Annotated in this window: 28 protein-coding genes; 18 read left to right on the forward strand and 10 right to left on the reverse strand. The window is 65.3% G+C overall.

What is annotated here, in order from left to right; all coding sequences use genetic code 11:
- Nucleotides 1-105: 105 nt before the first annotated feature.
- The 6 genes from OPV09_RS09965 to OPV09_RS09990 form a co-directional block, all read right to left on the reverse strand.
- Complete coding sequence (locus tag OPV09_RS09965; protein ID WP_034758858.1) at nt 106-525, reverse strand: VOC family protein; 420 nt, start codon at nt 523-525, stop codon at nt 106-108.
- An 84-nt stretch (nt 526-609) separates the two neighbouring features.
- Nucleotides 610-1,083, reverse strand: coding sequence for a hypothetical protein (locus tag OPV09_RS09970; protein ID WP_051992001.1), 474 nt, complete (start codon nt 1,081-1,083; stop codon nt 610-612).
- Entirely contained in the window at nt 1,068-1,877 is an 810-nt protein-coding gene (locus OPV09_RS09975; protein WP_338681475.1) for a hypothetical protein, read from the reverse strand. Before OPV09_RS09975 ends, OPV09_RS09970 begins: the two co-directional genes overlap by 16 nt.
- A gap of 97 nt (nt 1,878-1,974) precedes the next feature.
- Entirely contained in the window at nt 1,975-2,757 is a 783-nt protein-coding gene (gene otnI / locus OPV09_RS09980) for a 2-oxo-tetronate isomerase (RefSeq protein ID WP_331778833.1), read from the reverse strand.
- Between the two features lie 131 nt (nt 2,758-2,888).
- Entirely contained in the window at nt 2,889-4,259 is a 1,371-nt protein-coding gene (locus OPV09_RS09985; protein WP_034758850.1) for a DEAD/DEAH box helicase, read from the reverse strand.
- 186 nt (nt 4,260-4,445) lie between these two features.
- Complete coding sequence (locus tag OPV09_RS09990) at nt 4,446-4,688, reverse strand: hypothetical protein (RefSeq protein ID WP_338681479.1); 243 nt, start codon at nt 4,686-4,688, stop codon at nt 4,446-4,448.
- Nucleotides 4,689-4,907: 219 nt separating this feature from the next.
- On the opposite strand from OPV09_RS09990, the gene OPV09_RS09995 reads away from it, so the two are divergent.
- Nucleotides 4,908-5,561: a hydrolase gene (locus OPV09_RS09995; protein ID WP_070304083.1), complete on the forward strand. Its 654-nt coding sequence runs from the start codon at nt 4,908-4,910 to the stop codon at nt 5,559-5,561.
- 67 nt (nt 5,562-5,628) lie between these two features.
- The gene (locus OPV09_RS10000) at nt 5,629-7,479 is read left to right on the forward strand and encodes an amidohydrolase (protein WP_338681482.1); all 1,851 of its coding nucleotides are present in this window, start codon (nt 5,629-5,631) and stop codon (nt 7,477-7,479) included.
- 13 nt (nt 7,480-7,492) lie between these two features.
- Here OPV09_RS10000 and OPV09_RS10005 read toward each other — a convergent pair whose 3' ends face one another.
- Genes OPV09_RS10005 through OPV09_RS10015 form a run of 3 tightly spaced genes read right to left on the reverse strand, consistent with a single transcriptional unit; the run spans nt 7,493 to nt 9,941 of the window.
- Entirely contained in the window at nt 7,493-8,851 is a 1,359-nt protein-coding gene (locus OPV09_RS10005; protein WP_338681484.1) for a vWA domain-containing protein, read from the reverse strand.
- Complete coding sequence (locus OPV09_RS10010) at nt 8,851-9,453, reverse strand: TadE/TadG family type IV pilus assembly protein (protein WP_338681485.1); 603 nt, start codon at nt 9,451-9,453, stop codon at nt 8,851-8,853. The genes OPV09_RS10005 and OPV09_RS10010 overlap by 1 nt, the downstream gene beginning before the upstream one ends.
- Nucleotides 9,453-9,941, reverse strand: a complete 489-nt coding sequence (locus OPV09_RS10015) for a TadE/TadG family type IV pilus assembly protein (protein ID WP_338681487.1) — start codon at nt 9,939-9,941, stop codon at nt 9,453-9,455. The genes OPV09_RS10010 and OPV09_RS10015 overlap by 1 nt, the downstream gene beginning before the upstream one ends.
- A gap of 562 nt (nt 9,942-10,503) precedes the next feature.
- Between OPV09_RS10015 and OPV09_RS10020 the strand changes: the two genes are divergently transcribed.
- The 10 genes from OPV09_RS10020 to OPV09_RS10065 all read left to right on the forward strand — a co-directional run bounded on the left by OPV09_RS10020 (nt 10,504) and on the right by OPV09_RS10065 (nt 19,472).
- Nucleotides 10,504-11,199, forward strand: coding sequence for a response regulator transcription factor (locus OPV09_RS10020; RefSeq protein WP_338681489.1), 696 nt, complete (start codon nt 10,504-10,506; stop codon nt 11,197-11,199).
- 204 nt (nt 11,200-11,403) lie between these two features.
- Complete coding sequence (locus OPV09_RS10025) at nt 11,404-11,577, forward strand: Flp family type IVb pilin (protein ID WP_070304077.1); 174 nt, start codon at nt 11,404-11,406, stop codon at nt 11,575-11,577.
- Nucleotides 11,578-11,693: 116 nt separating this feature from the next.
- Complete coding sequence (locus OPV09_RS10030) at nt 11,694-12,254, forward strand: A24 family peptidase (protein ID WP_338681491.1); 561 nt, start codon at nt 11,694-11,696, stop codon at nt 12,252-12,254.
- 42 nt (nt 12,255-12,296) lie between these two features.
- On the forward strand, nt 12,297-13,124 hold the full coding sequence (gene cpaB, locus OPV09_RS10035) for a Flp pilus assembly protein CpaB (RefSeq protein ID WP_338681493.1): 828 nt from the start codon (nt 12,297-12,299) through the stop codon (nt 13,122-13,124).
- A 27-nt stretch (nt 13,125-13,151) separates the two neighbouring features.
- On the forward strand, nt 13,152-14,648 hold the full coding sequence (locus OPV09_RS10040; RefSeq protein ID WP_338681494.1) for a type II and III secretion system protein family protein: 1,497 nt from the start codon (nt 13,152-13,154) through the stop codon (nt 14,646-14,648).
- Between the two features lie 9 nt (nt 14,649-14,657).
- The gene (locus OPV09_RS10045) at nt 14,658-14,930 is read left to right on the forward strand and encodes a hypothetical protein (protein WP_034758814.1); all 273 of its coding nucleotides are present in this window, start codon (nt 14,658-14,660) and stop codon (nt 14,928-14,930) included.
- 37 nt (nt 14,931-14,967) lie between these two features.
- Complete coding sequence (locus OPV09_RS10050; RefSeq protein WP_338681495.1) at nt 14,968-16,128, forward strand: AAA family ATPase; 1,161 nt, start codon at nt 14,968-14,970, stop codon at nt 16,126-16,128.
- Nucleotides 16,129-16,191: 63 nt separating this feature from the next.
- Nucleotides 16,192-17,538, forward strand: coding sequence for a CpaF family protein (locus OPV09_RS10055; protein ID WP_338682259.1), 1,347 nt, complete (start codon nt 16,192-16,194; stop codon nt 17,536-17,538).
- A gap of 5 nt (nt 17,539-17,543) precedes the next feature.
- Nucleotides 17,544-18,512 carry a type II secretion system F family protein gene (locus OPV09_RS10060; RefSeq protein WP_338681496.1) on the forward strand — a complete coding sequence of 323 codons (969 nt, stop codon included), beginning with the start codon at nt 17,544-17,546 and terminating at the stop codon, nt 18,510-18,512.
- 18 nt (nt 18,513-18,530) lie between these two features.
- Nucleotides 18,531-19,472 carry a type II secretion system F family protein gene (locus OPV09_RS10065; protein ID WP_338681497.1) on the forward strand — a complete coding sequence of 314 codons (942 nt, stop codon included), beginning with the start codon at nt 18,531-18,533 and terminating at the stop codon, nt 19,470-19,472.
- Nucleotides 19,473-19,548: 76 nt separating this feature from the next.
- Here OPV09_RS10065 and OPV09_RS10070 read toward each other — a convergent pair whose 3' ends face one another.
- Nucleotides 19,549-20,331 (reverse strand): inositol monophosphatase family protein, encoded by a 783-nt coding sequence (locus OPV09_RS10070; RefSeq protein ID WP_034758799.1) that lies wholly within the window; start codon nt 20,329-20,331, stop codon nt 19,549-19,551.
- A 195-nt stretch (nt 20,332-20,526) separates the two neighbouring features.
- Between OPV09_RS10070 and OPV09_RS10075 the strand changes: the two genes are divergently transcribed.
- From OPV09_RS10075 to OPV09_RS10100, 6 genes are all read left to right on the forward strand, one after another.
- Nucleotides 20,527-21,291 (forward strand): RNA methyltransferase, encoded by a 765-nt coding sequence (locus OPV09_RS10075; protein WP_070304070.1) that lies wholly within the window; start codon nt 20,527-20,529, stop codon nt 21,289-21,291.
- On the forward strand, nt 21,288-22,190 hold the full coding sequence (locus tag OPV09_RS10080; RefSeq protein WP_338681499.1) for a LysR substrate-binding domain-containing protein: 903 nt from the start codon (nt 21,288-21,290) through the stop codon (nt 22,188-22,190). Before OPV09_RS10075 ends, OPV09_RS10080 begins: the two co-directional genes overlap by 4 nt.
- 90 nt (nt 22,191-22,280) lie before the next feature.
- Complete coding sequence (locus OPV09_RS10085) at nt 22,281-23,474, forward strand: MFS transporter (protein WP_338681500.1); 1,194 nt, start codon at nt 22,281-22,283, stop codon at nt 23,472-23,474.
- A 70-nt stretch (nt 23,475-23,544) separates the two neighbouring features.
- Nucleotides 23,545-24,072, forward strand: a complete 528-nt coding sequence (locus OPV09_RS10090; RefSeq protein ID WP_338681501.1) for a hypothetical protein — start codon at nt 23,545-23,547, stop codon at nt 24,070-24,072.
- A gap of 7 nt (nt 24,073-24,079) precedes the next feature.
- Entirely contained in the window at nt 24,080-25,714 is a 1,635-nt protein-coding gene (locus OPV09_RS10095; RefSeq protein WP_338681502.1) for a GMC family oxidoreductase, read from the forward strand.
- Nucleotides 25,711-26,667 (forward strand): esterase/lipase family protein, encoded by a 957-nt coding sequence (locus OPV09_RS10100; protein WP_338681503.1) that lies wholly within the window; start codon nt 25,711-25,713, stop codon nt 26,665-26,667. Before OPV09_RS10095 ends, OPV09_RS10100 begins: the two co-directional genes overlap by 4 nt.
- Nucleotides 26,668-26,864 lie beyond the last annotated feature (197 nt).

Below are 26,864 nucleotides of genomic sequence, written 5' to 3' on the forward strand. Positions count from 1 at the left end.
TCACCCGGTAGAGGTTACTTCCATCATGGTAGTCCAAGATTGGCGGCTCTGCTTGCGCTACCACCCGCGCCGCGTTTGATGCGGCGCAGGCTGGCAGCGGCCGTTCTATGCTGGCTCTTTCAGGCAGTTGACCATCCAGGCGACGCCGAACTGGTCTTTCAGCATGCCGAAGCGCTTGGCCCAGAACGTTTCTTCCATGGGCATCTGGATGGTGCCGTCACGCGCCAGCGCGTCGAAGGCCCGTTCCGCCTCTTCCGGCGTATCGACGGTCAGGCAGATCGAGCTGCCGTGCATGCCCTTGGCGCCATCCTCGGTACAGCCGCCGTCCGAACCCATCAGCATGGTGGGACCCAGCTGCACGGAGCCGTGCATGATCTTGTCATACCAGTCTTCCTTGACTTGCTCCTGGCCCGGCGTGCCCCGGAATGGCATCAGGCACAGGTCCGTGCCATGCAGGTGCTGGCGGTAGTATTCGAGCGCTTGCGCGCAGTTTCCATTGAATTGCAAATACGGTTCGATACGCATCTTGGTCTCCTCTGGTCATCGTCCCGCAGGCACGATTGCCACGCGGGGGAGGTCCCAGTATAGGCGCTCGCCGGCCGATTTCAATCACTCCGGGGCCATCTCTTGCAGCCGCTCACGCACCTTGCCCAAGGTGCTGAGGATGCGCTCGGGATTGCCGGCGAGCACGGCGCTGCCCAGGTGCAACAAGCTCGTCGCCAGGCTGATCCAGTGCCGCACGTCGTCGTTGCGGGCGATGCGCAGGCGTACCGTGTCGAGCAGGCCGCTGAGCTGGCGCTGCGCCGTCTCCAGCCCTGCCACCGTGTGCCCTGCCGCATCGGCATACAGCTGGTTGGCTTGCTGGCGCAAGGCTACTTCCAGGGCGAAGACGGCTTGCGCCTGGCTGTGGCTGATGCCGTCGGCGCCCTGGCTGGCGCGCTTGCGGATGGCGCGCATGACGGCGCCGTGCAGGGTGACGGCCGCCTGCGACAGGCTGTCGGCCAGTTGCTCGACGCGCATGGCGCTGCTGAGGGCCGCTTCGCGGCGTTCGCTGTTGCTGCTCCTGCCTACCGATCCGTCCATTGTGCCTCCGTGGTGGTGAGGGTAGCGGCGAGCCGGGCGTGTTCGCGCCCCAGTGCCGCCAGTTGCCGGCGCGCCAGGGTATGGCGCAAGCCAGCCAGGCGGTATTCCTCGGTTTTGCTTTGCTGCATGTTTTTCGCCAGCACGGTCAGCAGGCGCTGCTGCGGCGTGTCCGCATACGCGATTTCCACGTCGAGCAAGCCGAGCACCATGTCGCGCTCGTTGTCGCCGCTTTTGTCGTACAGCGCCAGCAAGCTGTCGAGCGCGGCCAGCAAGGCTTGCAGCGGCGCGTCGCCATCGTGCAGCACTTGTGCCAGGTGCGCCTGCTGGCCGGCACCGCCGCCCAGGCGTGACAGTTGCTGCAGCAACAGGATATAGGCGCTGACATGGCGGTCGTCGATGCCGCTGCCCGGCCAGGCGCGGAGGGCGGCGCCGGCACCGGCCAGTTCCGGTTGTACGTCATACGCGTCGGTATCGGCCAGCCGGCCCAGCGCCTGCAGGTACAGGCGCACGGCTTGCGCCAGGCGTGCGGCGTCCGCCTGCGCGGCGCGGCGCTGCGCATCGAGCAGGCGTTCGCGCGCGTCTTCGGCCGGCGACAGATAGGGGCGGGTGCGCTGGTAGCTGTCCACGTGGCGCTGCGACAGTTCGCTGAAGGCGCTCAAGGCATCGGTGCCGGCCGCCAGGGCGCGCACGTGCGCCAGCTCGGGGCGCGCCGTGGCGCAGCCACACAGCACGGCAGCCAGGAAGAGGCTCAGGTACAGGTGCAGGTAAAGAGCGCGGCGATGGCGGGCGGGCATGGCAAACACGTCACCTCTCGACAGGAAATACTGTATGGAAAGGTATTGTCGTGCCGGCCTGCGCTACCCGCCTTGTGCGGGCGCAAGCAGGCTGCGATCAGGCGCCCGTCAATTGCTCGCGCCAACCCAGTCCGGCAACGGTGTCGCTGGCGGGACGGTATTCGCAGCCGACCCAGCCTGCGTAGCCGACCTGGTCCAGCAGCTTGAACAGGTGGCGGTAGTTGATCTCGCCCGTGCCCGGTTCGTGGCGGCCCGGCGTGTCGGCGATCTGGATGTGGCGGATCAGGGGCAGCATGGCGCGGATGGTGTTGCTCAGCTCGCCCTCCATGCGCTGCATGTGATAAATGTCGTACTGCAGGAAGATATTGCTGCGCTGGCAGTCGGCGATGATGTCGGCCGCCTGCTGGCTATGGTTCAGGAAGTAACCGGGCATGTCGTGGTGGTTGATCGGCTCGATCAGCACGTTGATGCCATGCGGACGGCAGGCTTCGGCCGCAAATTGCAGGTTGCCGATCAGGCTTTGCCGCGCCCGCTCCAGGCTCATGCCGGGCGGCACGATGCCGGACATGCAGTGCAGCTGTTTTGCCCCGAGCGCCAGCGCATAGTTGAGCGCCAGCTGCACGTTGCTGCGGAATTCCTCGCCCCGGCGCGGGTCGCAGGCAATGCCACGCTCGCCATGCTCCCAGTCGCCGGGCGGAAAGTTGAAGAGGGCCAGCTGCAGATGGTGAGTTTCCAGCCGCATGGCGATCTGCCGCGCCTCGACGGCATAGGGAAACAGGAATTCAACGGCATCGAAGCCCGCTTCCCTGGCGGCGGCAAAGCGGTCGAGGAAGGGCAGTTCGGTAAACATCATGCTGAGGTTGGCAGCGAAGTTCGGCATGGCGGCACGCAGGTGGGGGCAATGGACACTATCCTAGCCCAAATCGGCAATTGGTGGCGGGCATGAAAAAACCGTTCCAGAAACAAGTCCTGGAACGGTTTTGATTGCTGCGATACGCTTACCCGCGGGTATTAACGGCCGCGACCGCCGGAACGGTGCGATGCTGCCGAACGCGGCGCATTGCCGCTGCGGTTACCGCCGCCACCACCGCCCGATGGGCCGGCGCTGCGTGGCTTGGCGCCGCTGCCGCCAGTTTTCACGCGCACGACGGCGCCCGCTGGCGCGCGGCTGTTGTTGCGGTGACCACCGGTGCCGCTGCGCAATTGCACAGGCTGGGCGCGGGCGTTCAGGTCGGGCTCGAAGCCTTCGATGACTTCGCGCGGCAGGGTTTGCTTGATCAGCTTTTCGATGTCTTTCAACATTTCGTGCTCATCCACGCAGACCAGCGACACGGCTTCGCCCTTGGCGCCGGCACGGCCCGTGCGGCCGATACGGTGCACATAGTCTTCCGGAATGTTCGGCAAGTCGTAGTTGACGACGTGCGGCAACTGGTCGATATCGATACCACGCGCGGCGATGTCGGTGGCGACCAGCACTTGCAAGGTGCCATCCTTGAACTCGGACAGCGCGCGCGTGCGCGCCGACTGGCTCTTGTTGCCGTGGATGGCCAGGGCGCCGATGCCGTCCGCGCCCAGCTGTTCGACCAGTTTATTGGCGCCATGCTTGGTGCGCGTAAATACCAGCACTTGCGTCCAGTTGTTCGACTTGATCAGGTAGGACAGCATCGGGTGCTTCTTGTCGCGGTCGACCGGATGGATCTTTTGCTTGATCACTTCCACGGTCGAATTGCGGCGCGCCACTTCGATCATGGCTGGCTTGTTCAGCAAGCCGTCGGCCAGGGCCTTGATCTCTTCCGAGAACGTGGCCGAGAACAGCAGGTTCTGGCGTTTTGGCGGCAGTACTGCCAGCACTTTCTTGATGTCGCGGATGAAACCCATGTCGAGCATGCGGTCGGCTTCGTCGAGAATCAGGATTTCCACTTTCGACAGGTCGACCGTGCCCTGGCCCATGTGGTCCAGCAAGCGGCCCGGCGTGGCGACGAGGATGTCGACGCCATGCTTGAGCTGCTTGATTTGCGGGTTGATGCCGACGCCGCCGAAAATCACGGTCGAGTTCAATTTGGTGTACTTGCTGTAGGCGCGCACGCTTTCCTCGACCTGCGCGGCGAGTTCGCGCGTCGGGGCCAGGATCAGGGCGCGGATAGGGCGCGTCGAGGTGTTGCTGGTGATGGATGCGCCATTGGCGTCCGTCGACAGGCGGTGCAGCACGGGCAGGGTGAAGCCGGCCGTCTTGCCGGTACCGGTTTGTGCACCGGCCAGCAAGTCGCCGCCAGCCAGCACGGCGGGAATCGCCTGCGACTGGATCGGGGTCGGCACGGTGTAGCCGTGTTCGGTAACGGCACGTACGATAGCGTCGGACAATCCGAGGGAGGAAAAGGACATGGTAACTTTATTGTGAGATCGGCCTGTCGCCATCGTGAGGCGCCAGTCGCAGGCAATCAGATTAGGGGTCGAAAGACAGCGGCAAGGGGACTGGTCATATGTGCCGCACACGCGAAGTATAACAGCCTGGCAAAAACGCGCCTGTTTTGTTTCAGGTTTGCAATGTCGCAAGTAAAGAAAAGGCGTTTAGTCGTCGATCTCGCCGACAGTGTAGCGCACGCCCTGCGTATCAAACCAGGCGCGCAGGGCTTCCAGGCCGTGCCACGGCTCAGGGCGCAGGTACTGGCAGATATACAGGCCGGCCTCCGTCAGCCTGACGTCGGTATCGGGCATGGCGCCGGGCGCCTGCGGCCGTGCCGCCAGCAGCTGCGCGATGTGCTGGCGCTGTTCCGGCGCCAGGCTGGCCGTAACCCTGAATTCAAATCCCATGTTTCCCCCTTGACGAACAGATCGCTGCCGCGGTTATTTTGTATTATCGAAAAAATTGCACATAGCTTGGCATTCTTTCCGTTTTTGTTTTCAAAGTATCTCGTCCATACTGCATAGCACTGGCCCGGCACACACAACGTGACGCAAGGGCAGGAGCAGCAGCACCGTATAACGACATCCGTATTTTTATATTCAATTATTTTCACTAAGGAAAACATCATGCCTATCGCCACCGCCCAAGCCGCCAAAAAACTGCTGACCCCGAACGATCATACCCTGATCATGATCGACCACCAGTCGCAGATGGCGTTCGCCACGCGCTCCATCGACCTGGCCCTGCTGCGCAATAATGCGGCCCTGGTGGCCAAGGCGGCGGCGGAATTCAAGGTGCCGACGATTTTGACGACGGTGGCCGCCAAATCGTTCTCCGGCCCGATCTTCGACGAGATCCAGTCCGTCTTCCCGGATCAGGCGCCGATCGACCGCACCAGCATGAATACCTGGGAAGATGCGCGCATCGCCGACAAGGTGAATGGCTACGGCAAGGGCAAGATCGTGCTGGCCGGCCTGTGGACCTCCGTCTGCATCGTCGGCCCTGCGCTGTCGGCGCTGGAGCAGGGCTTTGAAGTCTACGTGATTGCCGACGCCAGCGGCGACGTCTCCGACGAAGCCCATGCGATGGCCATGCAGCGCATGATACAGGCGGGTGCGCAGCCGATGACGTCCGTGCAATACTTGCTGGAACTGCAGCGCGACTGGGCCCGCGGCGAGACCTACAATGAGACGGTGGCGACGGCCGTGGCGCACGGCGGCGGTTATGGCCTGGGCCTGATCTACGCCAAATCGATGTTCAACGCCAGCGAAGGCCATTGATTTTTCGCTGATTTTGGCTCCGCCACCCGCCGGCGGGGCCGTGTTTTCATTTGATCCGGGAGTTCCCATGCACGCAAACACCATCTTGCTCAACGGCCGTTTCCACACGGTCGACAGGACGCAGCCGCTGGCGTCCGCCGTCGCCATCGCCGATGGCAAATTTCTCGCCGTGGGCGACGTGGAAGACGTGATGCGCCATCGCGGCCCCGCCACGCAGGTGATCGACCTGGCTGGCCGCACGGTGATTCCCGGCCTGAACGACTCGCACCTGCACCTGATCCGCGGCGGCTTGAACTACAACCTGGAATTGCGCTGGGAAGGCGTGCCCTCGCTGGCCGATGCCTTGCGCATGCTGAAGGAACAGGCCTTGCGTACGCCGAACCCGCAATGGGTGCGCGTCGTGGGCGGCTGGACGGAGTTCCAGTTCGCGGAAAAGCGCATGCCGACCCTCGATGAAATCAATGCGGCCGCGCCCGACACGCCCGTCTTCATCCTGCACCTGTACGACCGCGCACTGCTGAACCGGGCCGCACTGCGCGCCGTCGGCTACGACAAGAACACGCCGAACCCGCCCGGCGGCGAGATCGTACGCGATGCGGCCGGCAACCCGACAGGTTTGCTGATCGCCCGCCCGAACGCCATGATCCTGTATGCCACGCTGGCGAAAGGCCCCAAGCTGCCGCTGGAATTGCAAGTGAACTCCACGCGCCAGTTCATGCGCGAATTGAACCGCCTCGGCATCACCAGCGCCATCGACGCGGGCGGCGGCTTCCAGAATTATCCCGAGGATTACGCCGTTGTCGACGAGCTGGCGCAAAAAGAACAGCTGACCATCCGCATCGCCTACAACCTGTTCACACAAAACAAGGGCGCGGAATTGCAGGACTTCCAGAGGTGGACGGGCATGATCAAGCCCGGTGACGGCACGGACTTTTACCGGCATAACGGCGCCGGCGAAATGCTCGTGTTTTCCGCCGCCGACTTCGAGGATTTCCTCGAGCCGCGCGCCGAGCTGGCGGCCGGCATGGAAGACGAGCTGGAAAAGGTCGTGCGCCACCTGGTCGAGCAGCGCTGGCCGTTCCGCCTGCACGCCACCTATGACGAATCGATCAGCCGCATGCTCGACGTATTCGAAAAGGTCAACCGCGACACGCCGTTCGGCGGCTTGCACTGGCTGTTCGATCATGCGGAAACCATCAGCCCGCGCAATATCGACCGGGTCAAGGCGCTGGGCGGCGGCCTGGCCATCCAGCACCGCATGGCCTTCCAGGGCGAGTACTTCGTCGAGCGTTACGGCGCGGACGCGGCCAAGGCCACGCCGCCCGTGCAGCGCATGCTCGACGCGGGCGTGCCCGTGGGCGGCGGCACGGATGCGACCCGGGTCGCCAGCTACAACCCGTGGACGGCGCTGTACTGGCTGGTGTCGGGGCGCACCGTGGGCGGCCTGGCCCTGACGGATGCGGCGGGCAGATTGTCGCGCGACACGGCGCTGGAACTGTGGACGGCGGGCAGCGCCTGGTTCTCCAGCGAGCAAGGCAAGAAGGGGCGCATCCGCGAGGGCATGCTGGCAGACCTGTCCGTGCTGTCGGCCGATTATTTCACGGTGCCGGAAGAGGCGATCAAGTCGATCGAATCCGTGCTGACCATGGTGGGCGGCAAGGTCGTCTACGGCCAGGCAGAATTCACGACACTGGCGCCGCCGCCGATTCCCGTGCTGCCCGAATGGTCGCCCGTGCGCACGGTGCCCGGCCATTACCGGCCCGTGGTGAAGCAGGTGCAAGCCGCCATGCCACACCAGTGCGCGGGCGCCTGCGGGGTGCACGCCCACGCCCACGACCGGGCGCGCAAGTCGGCCGTGCCGATCAGCGATTTTTCCGGCTTCTGGGGCACCCTGGGCTGCAGCTGCTTCGCCTTCTAGGAGCGGGCTGGCCTTACTTGGAAATGCGCAGGATGGCCGAGGCGAGCCGCGTGAAACACGGGCTCAGGTCGCTGTCCGTGGCCGCATAGCAGTACAGGCCCACGGGTTCGGCCGGCTTGCGGCAAGCCGCTTTCGCATCGGTGGTATTGGCCAGGCAGCGCAGCAAGTCTTCGCCCAGTTCGTTGTCCGGTCCTTCCTTGCTTTTCAGCGAGGCGCCCATGCCCAGGGTAAAGACATAAATGCCTTCCTGACGCGCTTTGGCCGCCATCGCCTCGACCAGGTTGCGCGAGGCGCGGTGCACATTCGTCCATTGCACCTGCGCCGATGATAGGGACGAGGTCACGACGCGCGGTGTGTTGGTGACGATGGGAAATTCGCGCAGCGCCGCGTCGTTGGCTTTGGCGTACGCATTATTCGCGTTGTACCACGGGGGAAGCGCCGTGATCTGCATGGCATCGCAGTCGCCGTACTGGCGCGTGTCGCTCACTGCCATCTTGTACAGACCGACCAGCGCGGGGTTTTGCAAAGCCGTAAAGGTGGCCAGCGCGCCCGCCGTCTTGCATTTGCCGCCCGTATTGGGAAAGTACGAGGAAAATGCCGCAGGCGAGCCATCGGAAAAAAACACGATGACGCGCAGGCTGGAGCGGTTGACCTGTCCGATGTCGTTCAGCTGCTTGCGTGCCTGAAACATGCCTGCGGAAGAATTGGTGCCGCCGACAAAGGCGAATTGATCGATCTTTCCACCTTTCATGGTCATGCTGGCGCGGTCGAAACCGCGCTCGACCTGCTTGATCGGGACATCGATCTGCGCTTCCGAGGCGAAGTGCAGCAAGCCGACCCGGTCGACCGTGGAGTTGAATTTGTTCAGGAAGGACTTGCCCGCCGCCCGCACGGCGTCGGCATTGCTAGCCAGTGAGCCCGAGGTATCCATCACCAGCACCATGTCCAGATCCTTGCGGATGGTTTGCGCGCTGGCCGCCACGTTCAGGGTCTTGAAGCCGAGTACGCCCATCAGCGAGACGGGCAGCGACGCGGTGGCAGAGACGTCGATGGTGACGTTGCCCTTGTCGAACGTGACGCCGACCGGATGCAGGGTCGGCGTCGACAGCAGGAACTGGTCCGGATAATTGATGTCGAAAAATTCCTTGGCCGACTGGCGCGCATTGGTCCGCTGTTCCTCTTCCGAGCTGCCCGCCGTGACGCCGCGCGCCGCCGCCAGGCTGGCCGAGTCGACGGCCGCGTTGAGCTTGGCCTTGACGAAGTAGCCGAGGGCCGAATCGACGGCCAGGCCCACCGAGGCGATCAAAACGACGGCCGACAGCGCCACCATGATCAGCACTTGCCCGCCTTGCCGCGTGTGTGGAATGCGCATCAGAATACCGTCATCGAAGTGAGGTTGGGGCCCAGTACGGGCGTCGTGCTGTTGCCAAATTTCAAGGTGCCGAACAGCATGTCGAAATGGTAGAAAGTTTCCACGGCGTAGATCAGTTCGCCGTCGGACAGCTGGTCCCGCATCAAGGCCACCGTGGGGGCGGACTCGTCCTTGGCGATGCCCGTGCACGCGCCATTGCTCCAGCTGCCGCATTGCCACACCTGGCTGGCGGGCAGGTAGCCGCTTGCCCTCGCGCCCGCATCCCAGCGGTACTGTTCCAGCACGATGTTGCGCATGCCGCTCTTGGCCGTGTAGCCCATGATCTTGGTGATGTAGATCATGCCGCGCTGGTTCATGTCCAGCGGCGGCGTGCTGGCCGCCAGCGCGTTCATGATGGCCTGGCTAGATCCGCTCAGGTCGGACGTGGAGCGCGAAGCCAGGTTGGCGCCTTCGCGGCTGATGTTGAGCAAGATGGTCTTGGCCTGGATGGCGCGTGACAGATCGACCACCATGAACAGCAGCAGCGCCAGCAGCGGCAGCACGATGGCAAATTCCACGGCGGCGATGCCGCGCGCGGCGCGCGCAGGAAAGTAGCCGCGCATCACAGGCCGCCAAAGCTTTCATTGCGCATGGTGGCGGCCACGACGAAATGCGCCTGCCCATCGCGGAACAGGGCACGGATCATCGGCGTGGCAAACGCCCAGCGGCAATCGACGGAAATGACGACGATATCGCCGGCCTGGCCGAACATGGCGGCGCCGACGGCATCGCTGCCGTTGACGGCGATCACGGGGCTGACCTTGTCATACATGCCCATGGAACTGTCCCTGATCTTCTGTATCACGGCCTGGTAGCGCTGCTGGTTGGCGCTGTCGGGGTCCAGGTCCTTGGCCCCCGTGACGGCATAGCGCGCGCCTTCGCGTACCGCGTGCTGCATGGTCATATTGGCAAAATAAGCCATGCTCAATTCGATGATGCCGATTATCAGCATGAGAAAGACCGGCGTTATCAGGGCAAATTCAAGCAAGGTGGCGCCGCCTTGTCCGCCGTGCTTGCGCAATATGCGGGAATCGGCCTTTTTTAAACGCATGGGAATAATCCGGTAAAGTTTCGCGATGACGAATGTCGGGCGGATGGCAATGCGCCATTTGACTGGCGATTATTCTATATCGATTTTCAAGGGCGTGGCCGCCATTTAAATTATTACAGGTCAAGATAATCGAAATTAATCGCCATATTTCAATTGTCCCGGCCCCGTCCTTACAAGGCCGGGAGTAATATGCGCGGGTATGAAAACAGGCCTGGTGTCAGGATTGTCCTGCGTGCAGGCAAGGACTTGTTTTGCAAGGTGATGCAACAAAAATGCTGCAATGTAAGCAACAGCAGCGGTGGCAGCCGCGCTGGCGCGCCCGCGCCTCGTCCGCCCTGGCCACGCTGCCCATCCATCGGCACACGCCCGCCATGCGGCGCCCGCTGGCCTGGGCCACGCACCGCGTTTGCGCGTGCCGGCCCGATGCCTCTTCCTTCGTGCCCCCATGACTTCTTACCCTGCGCGAGGCCGCGGAAGGCGCGCGCGCGGGCGAGGCAGGCAAGCCGATTCGGATCAACAACATTCCCCCGAGGGGAGTGGGCTTCAAGTAAAGAGGTAAAGCATGTCAACAAAAAATGTCATCCGCGTCATGCTGGTGTCGGACCACAAGACCTGGCTGTGGGGCCTGGAGCAGTTGCTCGCCGGTGCCCAGCCGGCGATGCAGGTGGTGGCCAGCTCCACCGAGATCGACAGCGCGCTGCTGCTGGCGCGGACCCTGTGTCCCGACGTCATCGTGCTCGACGCCGACCTGGGCTGCAGCGGCGCCAGCGCCTGCGCCATCGACTATCTGCCGCAGCTGCTCGGCAATGGCGTGTCGCGCGCCTTGCTGTTCAGCGGCACGCAGGACCAGGCCGCATGCGGGCGCGCCGTGCGCAGCGGCGCGCGCGCGGTGGTGGGCAAGGAAACGCCCGTCAAGCAGATGGTCGACGCTATCGCCCGCCTGTATCAAGGCGAGTTGTGCCTGGATCCGGCGCTGCTCGACAGCATGCTGGGCGTACTGAACAAGCCGGAAGCGGCGCCCGATCCGGAAGAGCAGCGGATCGCCAGGCTGACGCTGAAGGAGCGCAAGATCGTTGCCATGATGGTGGAAGGAAATGGCGCGCTGAACCGCGCGATAGCCCAGCGCGCTTTTATCTCGGAGCAAACCTTGCGTAATCATCTGACATCGATCTACAGCAAGCTCGATGTCACCAACCGCCTGGAATTATATGTGTACGCCACCCGCAACCGGCTGGCCGAGCCCATGCCTGCGGAATGACGGTACATATGTACTGGATGTGAATAAAAAATTAAGATGTTTTGTACTGCGCACAAAATGACTTTTCTCTGATTCGATTTGATGTTTGTTTATATAAAATACACGCATCAGAAATTGGCAAATAAAAACAAGGATGATGTTTTTATTTTCAGACTGTATTTTCAGTTTTTATCATGTTTGAAACTTGACCTGAAAGGGAATAATATGAATTGCATTAAAAACTTTATCGCCGAAGAAGACGGCGTGACTGCGATCGAATATGCGCTGATCGCGGCGCTGGTGGCTGCGGCGCTGGTAACGGCCGTCGGCTATTTCACCACCGGCCTCGATGGCGCCTTCAAGGCGATCGGCACCAAGCTGACGGGCGCGGCGATCTAAAACGCCGGCGCACCGCGCTGCACCCCGACAGGCCGGCTGCCGATCCGGCCCGGCCTGCCGACTTCCCGCCCAACGATGCGCATGCTGTGCTGCGCTCGGCTTGCATCAGGTACACGATGGACCCTCATTCTTTCTGGACGTTCAGCCCCGCCATAGTCTTGTGGGGGCTGCTTGCCGCGGCTGTCTGGCACGACGTGCGCCGCCGGCGCATTCCCAACCGGCTCGTGTTTTCCGGCGCCGTGCTGGGCGTGTTGCTCAACAGCCTGGCCTTGCCCGGGGTAACGCCGGCCGGACCGTGGCTGGCGCTGGGCGGGATGGCCGTCGGCCTGGGCTTGCTGTTGCCCATGCATGCGATGAAGGCGCTGGGCGCGGGCGACGTCAAGCTGATGGCGATGGTGGGAGCTTTTCTCGGCCCGCGCGCCGCCGTGTTTGCCGTGCTGTGCAGTCTGCTCGCGGGCGGCGTGCTGGCACTGGCCGTCGCCGTGTATCAGGGCACGCTGCGCCAGGCGCTGGCGAATGCCCGCCAATTGCTGCTGCAAGGCTGGCTGCGCGCCGCGGCGGGCGAGGCGCCGCAGCTGGATGCACCTGCCGCGCCGGGCGGCAGCTTGCCGTACGCGATCGCCATTGCCGCCGGCACCGCCATCTGGCTGGCCCTGGCGGCCGGCGGCCATGCATGACGCGCCCGTCCGGAACCCCACGCTTGATCAAGAGGAAAAACAATGAGAAATAGCCGCGTTGCGATCGTGCTGCTGCTGGCGCTGCTGATGGCGGGGGCCGCCGTGCTGGCGGCCGCGCGCTGGATGTCGGGGCAGGGCGCGCCGGCCAGCCAGACGGTGATGGTCGCGCTGGTCGATATCGGCGTGGGCGCGAAGGTGACGCCGGCCATGCTGCGCGGCATGGATTGGCCCGCCGGCGCCATGCCGCCCGGGGCGTTCGGCGAGGCCGGCGCGCTCGACGGGCGCATCACGCGTACCGCCGTCAGCAGGGGCGAGCCCGTGCTGGAAAGCAAACTCGCGCCGCCCGGCGCCACGGGCGGCCTGTCGGCCATCGTGGCGGCCGGCAAGCGCGCCATGACCGTGCGCGTCAATGACGTGGTGGGCGTGGCCGGCTTCGCCCTGCCGGGCAATTTCGTCGACATTCTCGTGCATACGCAGGATGACCGCGCCAGGCCGGCAGGCGGCGCGCCGCTGGCCATTTCCAAGATCGTGCTTGAACGCATCCTCGTGCTGGCCGTGGCGCAGGAGTCCGGCCGCGACGACAACAAGCCCAAGTTGGTCAACGCCGTGACCCTGGAACTGACGCCGGAGCAGGTGGAAAAGCTGGACCTGGCGCGCAGCGTTGGCAGCCTGTCGCTGGTGCTGCGCAACCAGGTCGATCCAGACCCCGTCAAGACGGGCGGCGCCACCAAGGAGTCGTTGCTGGAACTGAAGGTGCCGGCGCCCGCGCCGGTGCGAGCGGCGCGGCGCCAGGCGGCCCCGGCACGCGCCGCAACGCGCGACAGCGTCACCGTCGTCAAGGGCATGGATACGAGCGTCCAGCAATTTTAACAATCAGCAGGCAAGCAAGGATGACCGATGAATACATTTCGTAAGCACGCCGCGAGTGCGGGCATGCGCCTGGCCCTGGCGGCAGGACTGGCCTGGCCGGGCGGCGCCATCGCGGCGGCGCCGGCCCGGCAGGCCGTCATGTCGCCCGTGGCGGCGCCGACCATGTCGCTGGGCGCCGATATCGCCCGCCTGGGCGAGCCCGTGCGCATCGCCGTGGGCAAGTCCACCTTGCGCAAGCTGAGCCTGCCGGTGTCGCAGATCGCCGTCAACGATGCGCGCGTGGCCGGCGCCAGGATGCTGGGCTCGTCCAGTCAGCTGTTCGTCTGGGGCCTGGCCCCGGGCAGCACCAACCTGATCCTGTGGGACCGGCAGCAGCGTCCCGTGATCGTCGATATTGAAGTCGAGATCGACGTCGAAGGCTTGCAGGCGCAGCTCGCCTATGTCTTCCCTGGCGAGCGCGCCGTGAAAGTTGGCGCGGCCGGCGGCAGCATCGTGCTGTCGGGACAGGTGAGCGACGGCGTCAAGGCCAGCCAGATCCTCGAGATGGCGCAAGCCTATGCGCAGCGGGGCGCAGGCGAATCGGCCGCAGCGGCCGACGGCGCCGCGAGTGCGGGCGGCGCCGTCAAGGTCATCAATATGCTGTCGGTCGCGGCGCCGCAACAGGTCATGCTGGAAGTGAAGATCGCCGAAGTGTCGAAGACCCTCGTCGACCAGCTGGGCGCCAGCGTGGGCATCAGCGGCACGCGCGGCAACTGGAGCTACGGCCTGCTGTCGAACCTGCTAAGCGGCAACCCCAGCCAACTGGGCGCCGTGCACGGCAAGAATGGCAACGGCCTGACGCTCGACGCGCAAAAGCGCGACGGCCTCGTCAAGGTGCTGGCCGAACCGAACATCATGGCCATCAGCGGCCAGGAAGCCAGTTTCCTGGCGGGCGGCAAGATTTTCATTCCGGTCGCGCAAGACAGCACGACCAACAAGATCACGCTCGAGGAAAAGGAATTCGGCATCGCCGTCAAGTTCACGCCCACCGTGCTGGAAGGGGGGCGCATCAACCTGAAGGTGGCGCCGGAAGTGTCGGAGCTGAACCGCGAAGGCATCGGCATCACCACGGGCGGGGGCGCCGCCGCCAATGCGGTGCTGCCGGCCTTTACCACGCGGCGCACCACGACGACGGTGCAGCTGTTCGATGGCCAGAGTTTTGCCGTCGGCGGCTTGATCAAGAACAATGTGACGACCAATATCAAGGCCTTGCCCTTCCTCGGCGAGATTCCCGTGCTGGGCGCGCTGTTCCGCAGCAGCGATTTCCAGACCGACCGTACCGAGCTGGTATTCATCATCACGCCGCACCTGGTCAAGCCGCTCGATACCGCCGATGGCGCCGCTGTCGTGCTGCCGACCGACGCCTATGTGGCACCGAGCCGCGGCGAGTTCTTCTTGCAAGGAAAAATGGAAGGCGCCGCCCCACCACGGCCACGGCAGGAAGCGGCCACGCAGACAGCGCCGGCCGGCCCCGACATTCAATAGGAGCACACCATGCAGCATTCTTTTTACTTTCCCGTGCTGCTGGCCGCCCTGGCCGCCAGCGGCTGCGCCGCCACGCCGAACCTGGACCGCCAGTTCGGCCACAGCGTCGAGCAGCTGCGCGCGCGCCAGGTGCTGGCGCCGCAGGCGGGCGCGAACCGCGACCCCGTGGCCGGTATCGACGGCAAGGCCGCGCAGGCCGCCCACGCGGCGTACCAGAAAAGCTTTGCCGCGCCCGCGCCGCAAGGGGCCGCCCTGACCATCGGCGTCGGGGCGCGCCCGTGAGCCTGGCACCGTCACCACAGAATCAGCAAGGCATATCGTGAAAATCGCCATCAATTCCAGGGATGAAAAAATACTGTCCGAACTGGGGCGGCTGCTGCGCAGCCGCAACCGGCTCGACGAGATCAGCGCGGGAGGCGAATCGCTCGAACCGCTGCAGGCGGCGCAATCGCTGCCCGACGTGCTGATCTTCGACCGTCCATCGAACGACGGCGCCGACCTGGCCGCCATCGAGCGCCTCAGCAACCTGCATCCGCGCATGGCCTTCATCGTGCTGTGCCACCAGCAGCCGCCCGAATTCCTGCTGCAGGCCATGCGCGCGGGCGTGCGCGACGTGCTGCCGTTTCCCGCCGTGCCGGCCAGCCTGCATGCGGCGCTCGAACGCATCGAGGAAAAGCTGGAGCGGCGCGAGCATGGCAACGGCAAGGTGCTGGCCTTCATTTCCTGCAAGGGCGGCAGCGGCGCCACCTTCATTGCCAGCAACCTCGGTTATGCGCTGGCCGCCGGCGGCCAGCAGCGCGTTGCCCTGATCGACATGAACCTGCATTTTGGCGACGCCTCGCTCTTCGTTTCCGAGAACAAGCCGCTGGCCACGCTGTCCGACGTCACGCGCGACATCCACCGGCTCGACTCCTCGTTCCTGGGGTCGAGCATGCTGCACATCCTGCCCAACTACAGCGTGCTGGCCGCGCCCGAGGATCCCGCGCATGCCAGCGAAGTGGCGCCCGAACACATCGATGCCATCATCCGGCAAGCCAGGCGCCAGTACGATTTCATCGTGCTCGACGTGGGCCGCAACCTCGACGCCGTCAGCGTGCGTGCGCTCGATCACGCCGACATGATCTTTCCCGTCCTGCAGGCGACCTTGCCGTACATCCGCGACGGCAAGCGCCTGCTGGGCATGTTCCGCTCGCTCGAATACGCGAAGGAAAAGGTGCACATCATCGTCAACCGCCACGACAAGGGCGGCGAAATCCGCCTGCGCGACCTGGAAGCGGCGTATGGCACGGCTGTCTACCGCACGGTGCCCAATCACTACGCCTCGGCGGCCGCCTCGGTCAACCAGGGCATGCCGATTTTGCAGCTCGACAAAGCCAGTCCGATCACCCGCTCGCTGCAGGAGTTCGCCGCCAGCCTGGCGGGCGGCGTGGCCAGCACGGCGCGCCAGGGCTGGCTGGGCCGCGTCCTGCGGCGCGCTTGATGCACATGCTTGACCCACACCCCAGAACAGGAGCATTGCATGGCTAGTTCCCCCACCGCCGCCTTGTCCATCCGCGAACGTCTCGGCAGCGCCAAGATCGCCGCGCTCGCGCCGCAACGTGCGGCGGCCATCGACAACCACGGCTACCGCGCCCTCAAGCTGCGCATCCATGGGCTGCTGCTCGAACGGGTCGACCTGGAAAGCATGCAGCGCCTGTCGCAGGAGCGCATCCGCGAAGAATTGCGCGGCCTCGTCGAGCGCTTGCTGGACGAAGAGGCGGTCGTCATCAACGACGCCGAGCGCCGGAGCCTCACGCGCGACATCCAGCACGAGATGCTGGGCTTCGGGCCGCTCGAAACCCTGCTGTCGGATGCCAGCGTGTCGGACATCCTCGTCAACGGCCACAAGCAAGTGTATGTGGAGCGCGGCGGCCGCCTGGAGCTGACCGACATCCGCTTCGACGATGACGCCCACCTGATGAAAATCATCGACAAGATCGTCTCGCGCGTGGGCCGGCGCATCGACGAGTCGAGTCCCATGGTCGATGCGCGCCTGCCCGACGGTTCGCGCGTGAACGCCATCATCCCGCCGCTGGCCATCGACGGTCCCGTGATGTCGATCCGGCGTTTTTCCGCCGATCCGCTGCGCCTGGCCGACCTGGTCGCCTACCGCAGCATGACGGCCGAGATGGCAGAAGTGCTGCAGGGCCTGGGCAAGGCGAAGATGAACATCCTCATTTCCGGCGGCACGGGCAGCGGCAAGACCACCATGCTCAACGTGATTTCCGGCTTCATCGGCCATACGGAACGCATCGTCACGGTGGAAGACGCGGCCGAACTGCAATTGCAGCAGCCGCACGTGGTGCGCCTGGAAACGCGGCCCGCGAATATCGAAGGCAAGGGCGAAGTGAGCCAGCGCGCGCTAGTGCGCAATGCGCTGCGCATGCGCCCCGACCGCATCATCCTGGGCGAGGTGCGCGGCGCCGAGGCGCTCGACATGCTGGGCGCCATGAACACGGGGCACGAGGGCTCAATGGCCACCATCCACGCCAATACGCCGCGCGACGCGCTGACGCGGCTGGAAAACATGATCAGCATGGCGGCGGCGAATTTGCCCAGCAAGGCCATCCGGCAGCAGATCAGCTCGGCCGTGTCGGTGGTGGTGCAAGTGTCGCGCCTGATCGACGGCAAGCGCAAGGTGACGTCGATCCAGGAAATCACGGGCATGGAAGGGGAGGTCATCACGATGCAGGAAATCTTCAGCTTCAAGCAGACGGGCGTGGCCGAGGGCGGCGCCGTGGTCGGGCAGTTCTCGGCCAGCGGCATCCGCCCGCGCTTCCTCGAGCGCCTGAACAGCTTTGGCATCGGCGTCTCGGCCGCCCTGTTCGAACCCACCGCGGCGGGACGCTGAACGCCATGCTTTCCTATCTTGTCTATCTGTTCCTCTTCCTTGCCGTCGTGCTGCTGGTGGCGGGCGCCTGGCTGGCGTGGCAGGCGGCGCGGGGCCCAAGTGCGGCGCGGGTGGCGCGGCGCCTGCAAGCCATGTACACGGCCAGCGATGGCGAACAGGCGCTGTCGATCACCAAGCAGCGCCCGCTGAGCAGCTATCCGTTTCTGCAGGGCGTGCTGGAAGGCTTGCCTGGCGCGCGGCGCATCGAGCAACTGCTGCTGCAGGCGGGTATGCGCTGGCTCGTGGCCGGCTTCCTGGGCTATTGCGCGCTTGGCGCGACCGCAGGCCTGCTGGCGGCCAGCGCGCTGCCCTTGCCATGGTATGTGCGCCTGGGTCTGGGCGCGGGCGGCGCCGCGCTGCCGTATCTGCTGGCGCGCCGCGCCAGGAGCCGGCGGCTGGTGCGCATCGAGCAGCAGCTGCCGGACGCGCTGGACCTGATGGGCCGCGCCATGCGCGCCGGCCATGCCTTTCCCACCGCGCTGAAAATGGTGGGCGAGGAGATGACGGGGCCGCTGGCCGACGAGTTTCGCGCCGTGTTCGACGAAGTCAGTTTTGGCGTGGCGATGGCCGATGCGCTGGGCAACCTGGCCGCGCGCGTGCCCAGCACGGACTTGCGCTATGTCGTCATCGCTGTGCTGATCCAGCGGGAAACGGGCGGCAACCTGACTGAATTGCTGGGCAGCATCAGCGCCATCATCCGCGACCGATTGAAATTGCTGGGCCAGGTGCGCGTGCTGTCGGCCGAAGGGCGCATGTCGGCCTGGGTACTGGGCTTGCTGCCGTTTGGCGCGGCGCTGATGATGTACGTGATGAATCCGCAATTCATTGCCGTGCTGTACACGGATGCGGGCGGGCGCAAGATGGTCGGCGTGGCGCTGGGCTTGCTGCTGGTTGGCGTGCTCTGTATCCGAAAAATTATCCATATCCGGGTGTGACATGAAAGAGCAAACACGATGAGCGGCATGAATGCGTCGCAGCTGGCTTTGCTGGGCTTGCTGTTCCTGATTGTTTTCGCGCTGGCCGTGCTGGTGCTGCGCCTGTTCGCCGGCAGTGCCGTACAGCAGCGGCTGCAATCGCTCGGTGATGCGGGCGCCGCCGGCGACCGGGAGCGCCATGCGAGGCGGCGCTGGGTGGCGCACGCCGTCAGCCTCACGCGCCCGCTGGCCAGGCTGTCGCTGCCCGACGAAGGCTGGGAAAGTTCGCCCATTCGCAGCCGCTTCGTCCATGCCGGCTGGCGCAGCCAGGCCGCGCCGGCCCTGTTTTATGCGGCCAAGACGGGCCTGTTCGTGGGCTTGCCGCTGCTCGTGTATTTCCTGCTGCGCCAGGGCGGACAGAATATGCTGTTATGGCTGGTTGCGGCGGCCGCCCTCGGCTATTACCTGCCCAATGTCTGGCTGTCCCACTGTTTGAAACAGCGCCAGCGCGAAGTGTTCGAGACCTTTCCCGATGCGCTGGACCTGATGACGGTGTGCGTCGAAGCGGGGCTGGCGATGGATGCGGCGCTGGCGCGCGTGGCGCAGGAAATCGGCCTGAAAAGCGCGGTGCTGGCCGAAGAGCTGCAACTGGTGACGCTGGAACTGCGCGCCGGCAGCGCCAAGGACAAGGCCTTGCGCAATCTGGCCCTGCGCACGGGCGTGGAAGACGTGGACGCACTGGTGACCTTGCTGATCCAGGCCGAACGCTTCGGCACGAGCATCGCCGCGTCGCTGCGCGTGCAGTCCGACCAGCTGCGCACCAAGCGGCGCCAGCGCGCCGAAGAAACGGCGGCCAGGATCGCCCTCAAGCTGCTGTTTCCGCTGATCTTTTTCATTTTCCCGTCGCTGATGGTCGTGCTGATGGGCCCGGCGTTCCTGCAGATTTACCGCGTGCTGCTGCCGGCCATGCGGGGCAGCTGAGGGGTAGCCGAGCGGGCAAAAAAAAGCTGCCGGAGTTTCCTCCGGCAGCTTCTTTACATCAGCCCTTGCCTGGCAATCAGGCGAATGGCGTCAGCAAGGTGATCATCTGGCCAAAGATCTTCGGGCTGGCGGCGATGACGTCGCCCTTGTACAGGTAGTCCGATTCGCCGGAAAATTCACCAACGATGCCGCCCGATTCCGTGATCATCAGGGCGCCTGCTGCGATATCCCAAGGCTTCAAGCCTTTTTCGTAGAAGCCGTCCAGGCGGCCGCAAGCGACGTAAGCGAGGTCCAGCGCGGCCGAGCCGGCGCGGCGTACGCCCTGGCTGCGTTCGCCCATGATCGCGTACATCTTCAGGTATTCGTCCAGCGCGCGGGCGCTGCCGGCCACGTAGCCGGTGCCCAGCAGGGCGTTCGAGATGCGGTCGAGCTTGGTGACGCGGATGCGTTTTTCGTTCAGGTAGGCGCCGGCGCCCTTGGTGGCCGTGAACAGGTCGTTGCGGACCGGGTCGTAGATGACGGCTTGCGTGACGACGCCGCGATGCGCGAGGGCGATCGAAATGCAGTATTGCGGGAAACCGTGGATAAAGTTGGTGGTGCCGTCCAGCGGATCGATGATCCACTGATATTCATTCTCGTCGTGCGAGTTGGCGGAAGCTCCCGATTCCTCAGCCAGGAACGCGTGGTCCGGGTAGGCTTTGGACAGCACCTCGATGATGGCTTGTTCGGCCGCCTGGTCGACGTCGGTGACGAAATCGTTATGTTGTTTTTCCGTGACGACGACGCGGTCGAGGTCAAAAGAGGCGCGATTGATGACGGCGGCGCCGCGGCGGGCGGCTTTGATCGCCGTGTTGAGCATTGGGTGCATGTGAGCTTCCGTTAAAAGCACGCGACCGCCCATGGCCGCCTTGCGGCGCCGGTACGATAGAGTGCAAGAATGAATTAAAGAGCGGAGCGGTGCCGAAGTGGTTAAAATCCCGGCCTGGCGTCAGCGTTTTGTGACTCCGTTTCCCGAAATTTCCTGTATCGATACCGCGCAATAGCGCTATTTTAAATGAATCTGCCCGAAATCAACACGTCTCTTTTCAAACGCCTGCGATTTATTCTTGTCGAAACTAGTCGTCCTGGCAACATTGGCGGCGTCGCGCGCGCCATGAAAACGATGGGTTTTTCCGATCTGGTGCTGGTCAACCCCCGCTTTCCCGATGCCTTGACGGATGCGGAAGCGGTGGCCTTCGCCAGCGGCGCGCAGGATATTTTGTCGGGCGCGCGCATCGTCGGCTCGATCGCCGAGGCGCTTGAAGGCTGCAATTACGCGGCCGCCGTGTCGGCCCGGTTGCGCGAATTTTCGCCGCCCGTCACGGCCCCGCGCGCCATCGCGGCCCAGCTGGCGGCCGGCGCAGACTTGCACGCGGCCGTCATCTTCGGCAATGAGCGCTTCGGCTTGCCAAACGAGATCGTCGAGCAGTGCAATGTGCTGATCAACATCCCCGCCAATCCCGAGTATTCGTCGCTGAACCTGTCGCAGGCGGCGCAGGTCGTCGCCTATGAATGCCGCGTGGCGGCGCTCGGCGATGGGCAAATGTCCAGCCCCGTCGGTTTTCATGGCGACGCGGCCAGCCTGGCGCAGGTCGACGGCATGTATGCGCATCTGGAGCAGGCGCTGGTCGCCATCGATTTTCTCGACGCCGACAATCCGAAAAAGCTCATGCCGCGCCTGAAACGCCTGTTTTCGCGTACGGGGCTGGAAACGGAAGAAGTCAATATCCTGCGCGGCATCGCGCGCCATATCCTGGCGGTAGCCAAAAAAGGCCCATGATAGAGACCCGGCTGCTGCGCCAGTTCATCGCCGTCGCCGAGGAACTCAATTTCCGGCGCGCGGCCGAACGGCTGCACATGGCGCAGCCGCCCTTGTCCCAGGCGATATTGCGGCTGGAAGAGGTGCTCGGCTACCCTGTTTTCGAACGCACGAACCGCAAGGTCGCCTTGACCCCGGCCGGCAGCACTTTCCTGGCCACGGCGCGCCAGGTGCTGGCCAGCCTGGAAGAGGGCGTGGCCGCTGCGCGCCGCGTGGCGCAAGGCATCGAGGGCCACTTGCGCCTGAGCTTCATCCACATCACGCCCTACGCCCACGTGCTCGATGCTTTGCGCGCGTTTCGCGCCGCCTCGCCCGCCGTGCAATTCACCTTGCGCGAAGCATCGACGCAGCAGCAGGTCGAGTGGCTGGAAAAAAACGAGGTCGATATCGCCCTGCTGCGCGCACCGGGCCGCAGCACGCCGGGCTTGCGCTTCGAGCGCCTGTCGGGCGAAGACATCGTGATCGCGCTGCCCTTGGACCACCGCTGCGCGGGCCAGGCGAGGGTGGATCTGGCGGACCTGGCCGGTGACGATTTCGTCGCTTCGCCGCGCGAGCTGGGCCAGGGTTTCCACGACCAGCTGGCCAGCCTGTGCCTGCATGCGGGTTTCGTGCCGCGCGTGGTGCAGCAGGCACGCCGCTTGCAAACGGTGCTGGGACTGGTGGCGGCAGGCTTTGGCGTGGCGCTGCTGCCGGCCAGCCTGGCGGCCTGCGCACCTGCCGGCGTGGTCATGCTGCCGCTGGCAAGCAACGCGCCCGAAGCGTTGCGCCAGCTCGACCTGTACATGGCCTGGGACCCGCAGCGCACGTCCCCCGTGCGCGAGCGGCTGCTGGCGCAGCTGCGGCGGTCTGTCTCGCATTGAGACTTGCAGGGTCTCATTTCAAGATGAATAAGATATTTTACAGATGATGGTCCAAGGGCCAGCATGGCGTTTTGATTGTCAGGAATTGCCATGTCTATCGTTTCATCGCGCAGCCGCGCGCTGCCACCCTCTATTTATTTGCTGTCATTGTGCAGCTTCGCCTTTGGCTTGTCCGAATTCATCGCCGCCGGCCTGTTGACGCCCATGGCGCGCGACCTGCACGCCAGCGTGGCGGCGGCCGGCGGCGCCATTGCCGCGTATGCGCTGGGGGCGGCCATCGGCGCACCGATCCTGACGGCCATGCTGGCGCGCCGGCCCACGCGCCAGGTGCTGGTGGCCACGATGCTCGTGCTGGCGGCCGGCAGCATGGCCATGGCGGCCGCGCCGGCGCTGGGCGCGCTGCTTGGTGTGCGCTTTGCCGTGGGACTCGCGCATGGCGTGTTCATGGCTGTCGCCTCGCATGCGGCCACCAGCCTGGTCGACCCATCCCGCGCGGGCAGGGCGCTGTCCATCGTCTGGCTGGGCCTGACCCTGGCGCTGGCGGGCGGCGTGCCGCTGGGGACGTGGCTGGGCGCCGTCTCGTCGTGGCGCTGGGTATTTGCGGTCATCGGCGTGCTGGCCCTGTGCGGCGGCGCCGGCTTGCGCTTTGCCATGCCGACCGTGCGCCAGGAAACCGCTGCCGTCTCGGCCCTGGCCAGCCTGCGCGCCATCGTGCAGCCGCCCCTGCTGCTGGCGGCCGGCGTGGCGGCGCTGGTCAGCGTGGCCACCTTCAGTTTTTTCACCTATGTTTCGCCGTTCCTGTTGCAGCTGGGCGGACTCGATGCGGCCTGGCTGGGCGCCGCCATGCTGTGCTTTGGCGCGTGCGCCATCGGCGGCAACCTGCTGGGCGGCTGGTGCGCGGACCGTCCCCACGCGCTGCGCGCCACCGTGCTGGCCCTGGCCGCGCTGGCGCTCAACTTGCTGGCGTTTTATGTGCTGCGCGCCCAGCCCGTGGCCATGCTGGCCCTGTGCGGCACTTTGGGCTTGCTGTTCTTCGCCCTCGTGACCTTGTCGACCATGCGGCTGCTGCGCCTGGCGCAGCAGCATTGCCCTGGCAGCGACGCCGTGGCGGCGGGCTTGAATATCGCCGCCTTCAATGCGGGCACGGCGGCCGGTGGCGCGCTGGGCGGTGCGCTGATCGTCGCCTTTGGCTTGCCCAGCATCGCCATCGGCGGCGCGCTGGCGGCGCTGCTGGCCATGTTGCTGCTGTGGTTCCCGTCGCGCAAACTAGACGGGTCGCTCTAGTTTTTGCGCGCGGATCGCCGCCCCCTTTGGCGTACACTGGCCTGCAAAAGGCCGTACAAAACAAGGGAGAATGGGGATGCGACGCAGATCGTTTCTGAAACTGGGCGTGCTCGGCGCCGGTGTGCTGGCCGCCGGCGGCGCCGCCTACCGGCTGGTACGCGGGCCGGCGCCGCCTGGCCGCTTCGTGCTCGATGGCGAAGCGCGCGCGGCGCTGGCGGCCATCGTGCCGGCGATGCTGGGCAGCGCACTGACTGGGGACGCGACCGCGCGGGCCACGGCGCTTGATGGCGCCATCGCCGGCGTGGACACGGCCATCCGCGGCTTGCCGCTGGCGGCGCAGCAGGAAGTGCAGGACTTGTTTGGCTTACTGGCGCTGGCGCCCGCGCGGCGCTTCGTCGCTGGCGTGCATGGCGGCTGGCTTGACGCCGACCCGGCACAGGTGGCCGCCTTTTTGCAGTCGTGGCGCACGCACCGCCTGGCCACCCTGCAGACGGCCTACCTGGCCCTGCACGACTTGATCCTCGGCGCCTGGTATGCCGATGCCGCCCACTGGGCCGCCATCGGCTATCCGGGACCGCTGCCCGAACTGAGCGCATAAGGCATCCATGAGCACATCCCCCATACCCGACCCGATCGCCGCCGGCCTGGCCGCAGGCTGGAACGTCACCGACGCCAGCACCCTGGCCGCCGACCGCACCCTGGAAGCGGACGTCGTCGTCATCGGCAGCGGCGCCGGCGGCGGCGTGACGGCGGAAATCCTCGCGCTGGCCGGCTTGAAAGTGCTGATCGTCGAAGAGGGCGGCTTGAAGTCCTCGCAAGACTTCAAGATGCGCGAAGCGGACGCTTATCCCGCGCTGTACCAGGAATCGGCCGCGCGCAAGACGCGCGACAAGGCGATCAATATCCTGCAGGGGCGCACGGTCGGCGGTTCGACCACCGTCAACTGGACCTCGAGCTTTCGCACGCCGCCCGGCACCCTCGAATACTGGCGCAAGCACTTTGGCTTGTCCGGCTATGGCGTCGATGCCATGGCGCCGTGGTTCGCCATGATGGAAAAACGCCTGCACGTGAGCGACTGGGCCGCGCCGCCCAACGAAAACAACGACTTGTTGCGCCGTGGCGCCACGGCGCTGGGCATCCCCACGGCCGCCATCCGGCGCAACGTGAACGGCTGCTGGAACCTCGGCTACTGCGGCATGGGCTGCCCGACCAACGCCAAGCAGTCGATGCTGGTGACGACGATCCCGTCGGCGCTGGCGCTGGGCGCGGGCCTGCTCGTGCATGCGCGCGCCGAACGTTTCACTTTCAAGGGCGAGCGCATCGACAGCCTGCAGGTGACGGCGCTGGACGCCGCCGGACAGGCGCCCACGGGCGTGCGCCTGACGCTGCGCGCGAAACACTTTGTGCTGGCCGGCGGCGCCATCAACTCGCCCGCGCTGCTGCTGCGCTCGCAGGCGCCCGACCCGCACGGCTTGCTGGGCCGGCGCACCTTTTTGCATCCGACCGTGGTCTCGGCGGGCCTGTTCCAGCAAAGGGTCGACGCCTATGCGGGCGCGCCGCAGACGATTTATTCCGACCATTTCCTGCATACGGCGCCCATCGATGGCCCTATCGGCTACAAGCTCGAAGCGCCGCCCTTGCACCCGCTGCTGATGGCCACCACCATGGGCGGCTTCGGTGACGAACATGCGCGCACCATGCGCGAATTTCCCCATGCGCACGCCTTGCTGGCGCTGCTGCGCGACGGCTTTCACCATGATGCGGCGGGCGGCACGGTGTCCATCGACGGTTTCGGCGCGCCCGTGCTCGACTATCCGCTCACGCCTTTTCTCTGGGATGGCGTGCGGCGCGCGCTGCTGTCGATGGCGGAAATCCAGTTCGCGGCCGGCGCCAGGAGCGTCTATCCCGTGCATGAGCTGGCCAGCCACTACACGAGCTGGGCGCAGGCAAAGCAGGCCATCGGCGATTTGCCGATGAAGGCGCTGCTGGCACGCGTGGTGTCGGCCCACGTGATGGGCGGCTGCGCCATGTCGGACGATGCGCGCTTGGGCGTGACGGGGGCCGATGGCCGCTATCACGGCGTACGCAACCTGTCCGTACATGACGGCTCGCTGTTCCCCACGTCGATCGGCGCCAATCCGCAATTGACGATCTACGCGCTGGCAGCGCGCCTGGCCAGCGGCCTGGCGCAAGCGCTGACGGGCAAGCCCGCGCCCGTTCCCGTCGCGGCGGCCGCATGATCGCGCGCATCCTCAAGTGGCTGATGCTGCTGCAAGTGCTGGCCGTGCTGGGCTTGGCGTACCTGGCCATGCAGGCGTGGGGCGTCGCCTCGCCGCTGCTGGCCGTGCTGCTGGCGCTGGCCATGCTGCTGGCCGTGCGCGCGATGATCGTCGTGCGCAATTTCTGGGAGAGCCGGCGCCTGGGCAGCCCCGTGCCGCCTGAATACCAGCTGGGCGCCATGGGCGCGGCGCGCCTGTTTTTGGGCGAATTGCGTGCCACCCTGTGGACGTCGTCATGGGGCATGCTGCGTCCGCGCCTGCATGCGGCCGGCAGCATCCCCGGCCAGGGCATGCCGGTGCTGCTGGTGCACGGCTATGTGTGCAACGGCGGCTATTGGACTAAGCTGAGCCTGCAGCTGGCACGGGCCGGTATCGTGCACAAGGCGATCGACCTGGAACCGATCAACGCCGATATCGAGGAGTTCGTGCCGCTGGTCGAACAAGCCATCACCGAGCTATGTGCCCGCACGGGCAGCGACCGCGTGATTCTCGTCGCCCACAGCATGGGCGGCCTGGTGGCGCGCGCCTGGCTGCGCCATTACGGCGCGGCCCGCGTGGCCCGCATCATCACGATCGGCACGCCGCACCACGGCACGGCGCTGGCCAACCTGGCGGCGGGCGCCAATGCGCGCCAGATGAGCCGCGTCAATGGCACGCCCAGCGGCTGGCTGGCGCAGCTGGCCGCCAGCGAAACGCCCGAGACGCGTGCCCTGATCACGTCGATCTATTCGCATCACGACAATATCGTCGCGCCGCAAGCGTCCGCGCAGCTGCCGGGCGCGCGCAATATCGCTTTCGGCGGCATCGGCCACGTGGCGCTGGCCAGCGATGCGCGCGTGCTGCGCCAGCTGCTGGCAGAAATCACTATCAAGAGCGAAGTCGCCCAGCCTCCCTCCGCTCCCCATTTCGCCTGAGTCCTGTTGTGTTTTGTCTGCATGGCAAGACTGTCTCTTTTGACTCTGCTGTTGCCCATGTTTAACAACGCACGAGGCAGAAAATGCTGTTTTCCACTGGCGTACTGTATTAAGCTAACGTCAGAAGATAAGCGGGGAAAATTTGTTCATGAGGCCGCTTGAGCCGTTCTGCAGGCGTACGTCGGCCAGAAATTTCT

This window comes from Janthinobacterium sp. TB1-E2 (assembly GCF_036885605.1).
Classification (GTDB): Bacteria; Pseudomonadota; Gammaproteobacteria; order Burkholderiales; family Burkholderiaceae_D; genus Janthinobacterium; species Janthinobacterium aestuarii.

Coding starts and splice junctions, on each gene's coding strand:
- OPV09_RS09965 (WP_034758858.1), bottom strand. CDS start 525: ATGCGTATCGAACCGTATTTGCAATTCAATGGAAACTGCGCGCAAGCG.
- OPV09_RS09970 (WP_051992001.1), bottom strand. CDS start 1,083: ATGGACGGATCGGTAGGCAGGAGCAGCAACAGCGAACGCCGCGAAGCG.
- OPV09_RS09975 (WP_338681475.1), bottom strand. CDS start 1,877: ATGCCCGCCCGCCATCGCCGCGCTCTTTACCTGCACCTGTACCTGAGC.
- otnI (WP_331778833.1), bottom strand. CDS start 2,757: ATGCCGAACTTCGCTGCCAACCTCAGCATGATGTTTACCGAACTGCCC.
- OPV09_RS09985 (WP_034758850.1), bottom strand. CDS start 4,259: ATGTCCTTTTCCTCCCTCGGATTGTCCGACGCTATCGTACGTGCCGTT.
- OPV09_RS09990 (WP_338681479.1), bottom strand. CDS start 4,688: ATGGGATTTGAATTCAGGGTTACGGCCAGCCTGGCGCCGGAACAGCGC.
- OPV09_RS09995 (WP_070304083.1), top strand. CDS start 4,908: ATGCCTATCGCCACCGCCCAAGCCGCCAAAAAACTGCTGACCCCGAAC.
- OPV09_RS10000 (WP_338681482.1), top strand. CDS start 5,629: ATGCACGCAAACACCATCTTGCTCAACGGCCGTTTCCACACGGTCGAC.
- OPV09_RS10005 (WP_338681484.1), bottom strand. CDS start 8,851: ATGCGCATTCCACACACGCGGCAAGGCGGGCAAGTGCTGATCATGGTG.
- OPV09_RS10010 (WP_338681485.1), bottom strand. CDS start 9,453: ATGCGCGGCTACTTTCCTGCGCGCGCCGCGCGCGGCATCGCCGCCGTG.
- OPV09_RS10015 (WP_338681487.1), bottom strand. CDS start 9,941: ATGCGTTTAAAAAAGGCCGATTCCCGCATATTGCGCAAGCACGGCGGA.
- OPV09_RS10020 (WP_338681489.1), top strand. CDS start 10,504: ATGTCAACAAAAAATGTCATCCGCGTCATGCTGGTGTCGGACCACAAG.
- OPV09_RS10025 (WP_070304077.1), top strand. CDS start 11,404: ATGAATTGCATTAAAAACTTTATCGCCGAAGAAGACGGCGTGACTGCG.
- OPV09_RS10030 (WP_338681491.1), top strand. CDS start 11,694: ATGGACCCTCATTCTTTCTGGACGTTCAGCCCCGCCATAGTCTTGTGG.
- cpaB (WP_338681493.1), top strand. CDS start 12,297: ATGAGAAATAGCCGCGTTGCGATCGTGCTGCTGCTGGCGCTGCTGATG.
- OPV09_RS10040 (WP_338681494.1), top strand. CDS start 13,152: ATGAATACATTTCGTAAGCACGCCGCGAGTGCGGGCATGCGCCTGGCC.
- OPV09_RS10045 (WP_034758814.1), top strand. CDS start 14,658: ATGCAGCATTCTTTTTACTTTCCCGTGCTGCTGGCCGCCCTGGCCGCC.
- OPV09_RS10060 (WP_338681496.1), top strand. CDS start 17,544: ATGCTTTCCTATCTTGTCTATCTGTTCCTCTTCCTTGCCGTCGTGCTG.
- OPV09_RS10065 (WP_338681497.1), top strand. CDS start 18,531: ATGAGCGGCATGAATGCGTCGCAGCTGGCTTTGCTGGGCTTGCTGTTC.
- OPV09_RS10070 (WP_034758799.1), bottom strand. CDS start 20,331: ATGCTCAACACGGCGATCAAAGCCGCCCGCCGCGGCGCCGCCGTCATC.
- OPV09_RS10075 (WP_070304070.1), top strand. CDS start 20,527: ATGAATCTGCCCGAAATCAACACGTCTCTTTTCAAACGCCTGCGATTT.
- OPV09_RS10080 (WP_338681499.1), top strand. CDS start 21,288: ATGATAGAGACCCGGCTGCTGCGCCAGTTCATCGCCGTCGCCGAGGAA.
- OPV09_RS10085 (WP_338681500.1), top strand. CDS start 22,281: ATGTCTATCGTTTCATCGCGCAGCCGCGCGCTGCCACCCTCTATTTAT.
- OPV09_RS10090 (WP_338681501.1), top strand. CDS start 23,545: ATGGGGATGCGACGCAGATCGTTTCTGAAACTGGGCGTGCTCGGCGCC.
- OPV09_RS10095 (WP_338681502.1), top strand. CDS start 24,080: ATGAGCACATCCCCCATACCCGACCCGATCGCCGCCGGCCTGGCCGCA.
- OPV09_RS10100 (WP_338681503.1), top strand. CDS start 25,711: ATGATCGCGCGCATCCTCAAGTGGCTGATGCTGCTGCAAGTGCTGGCC.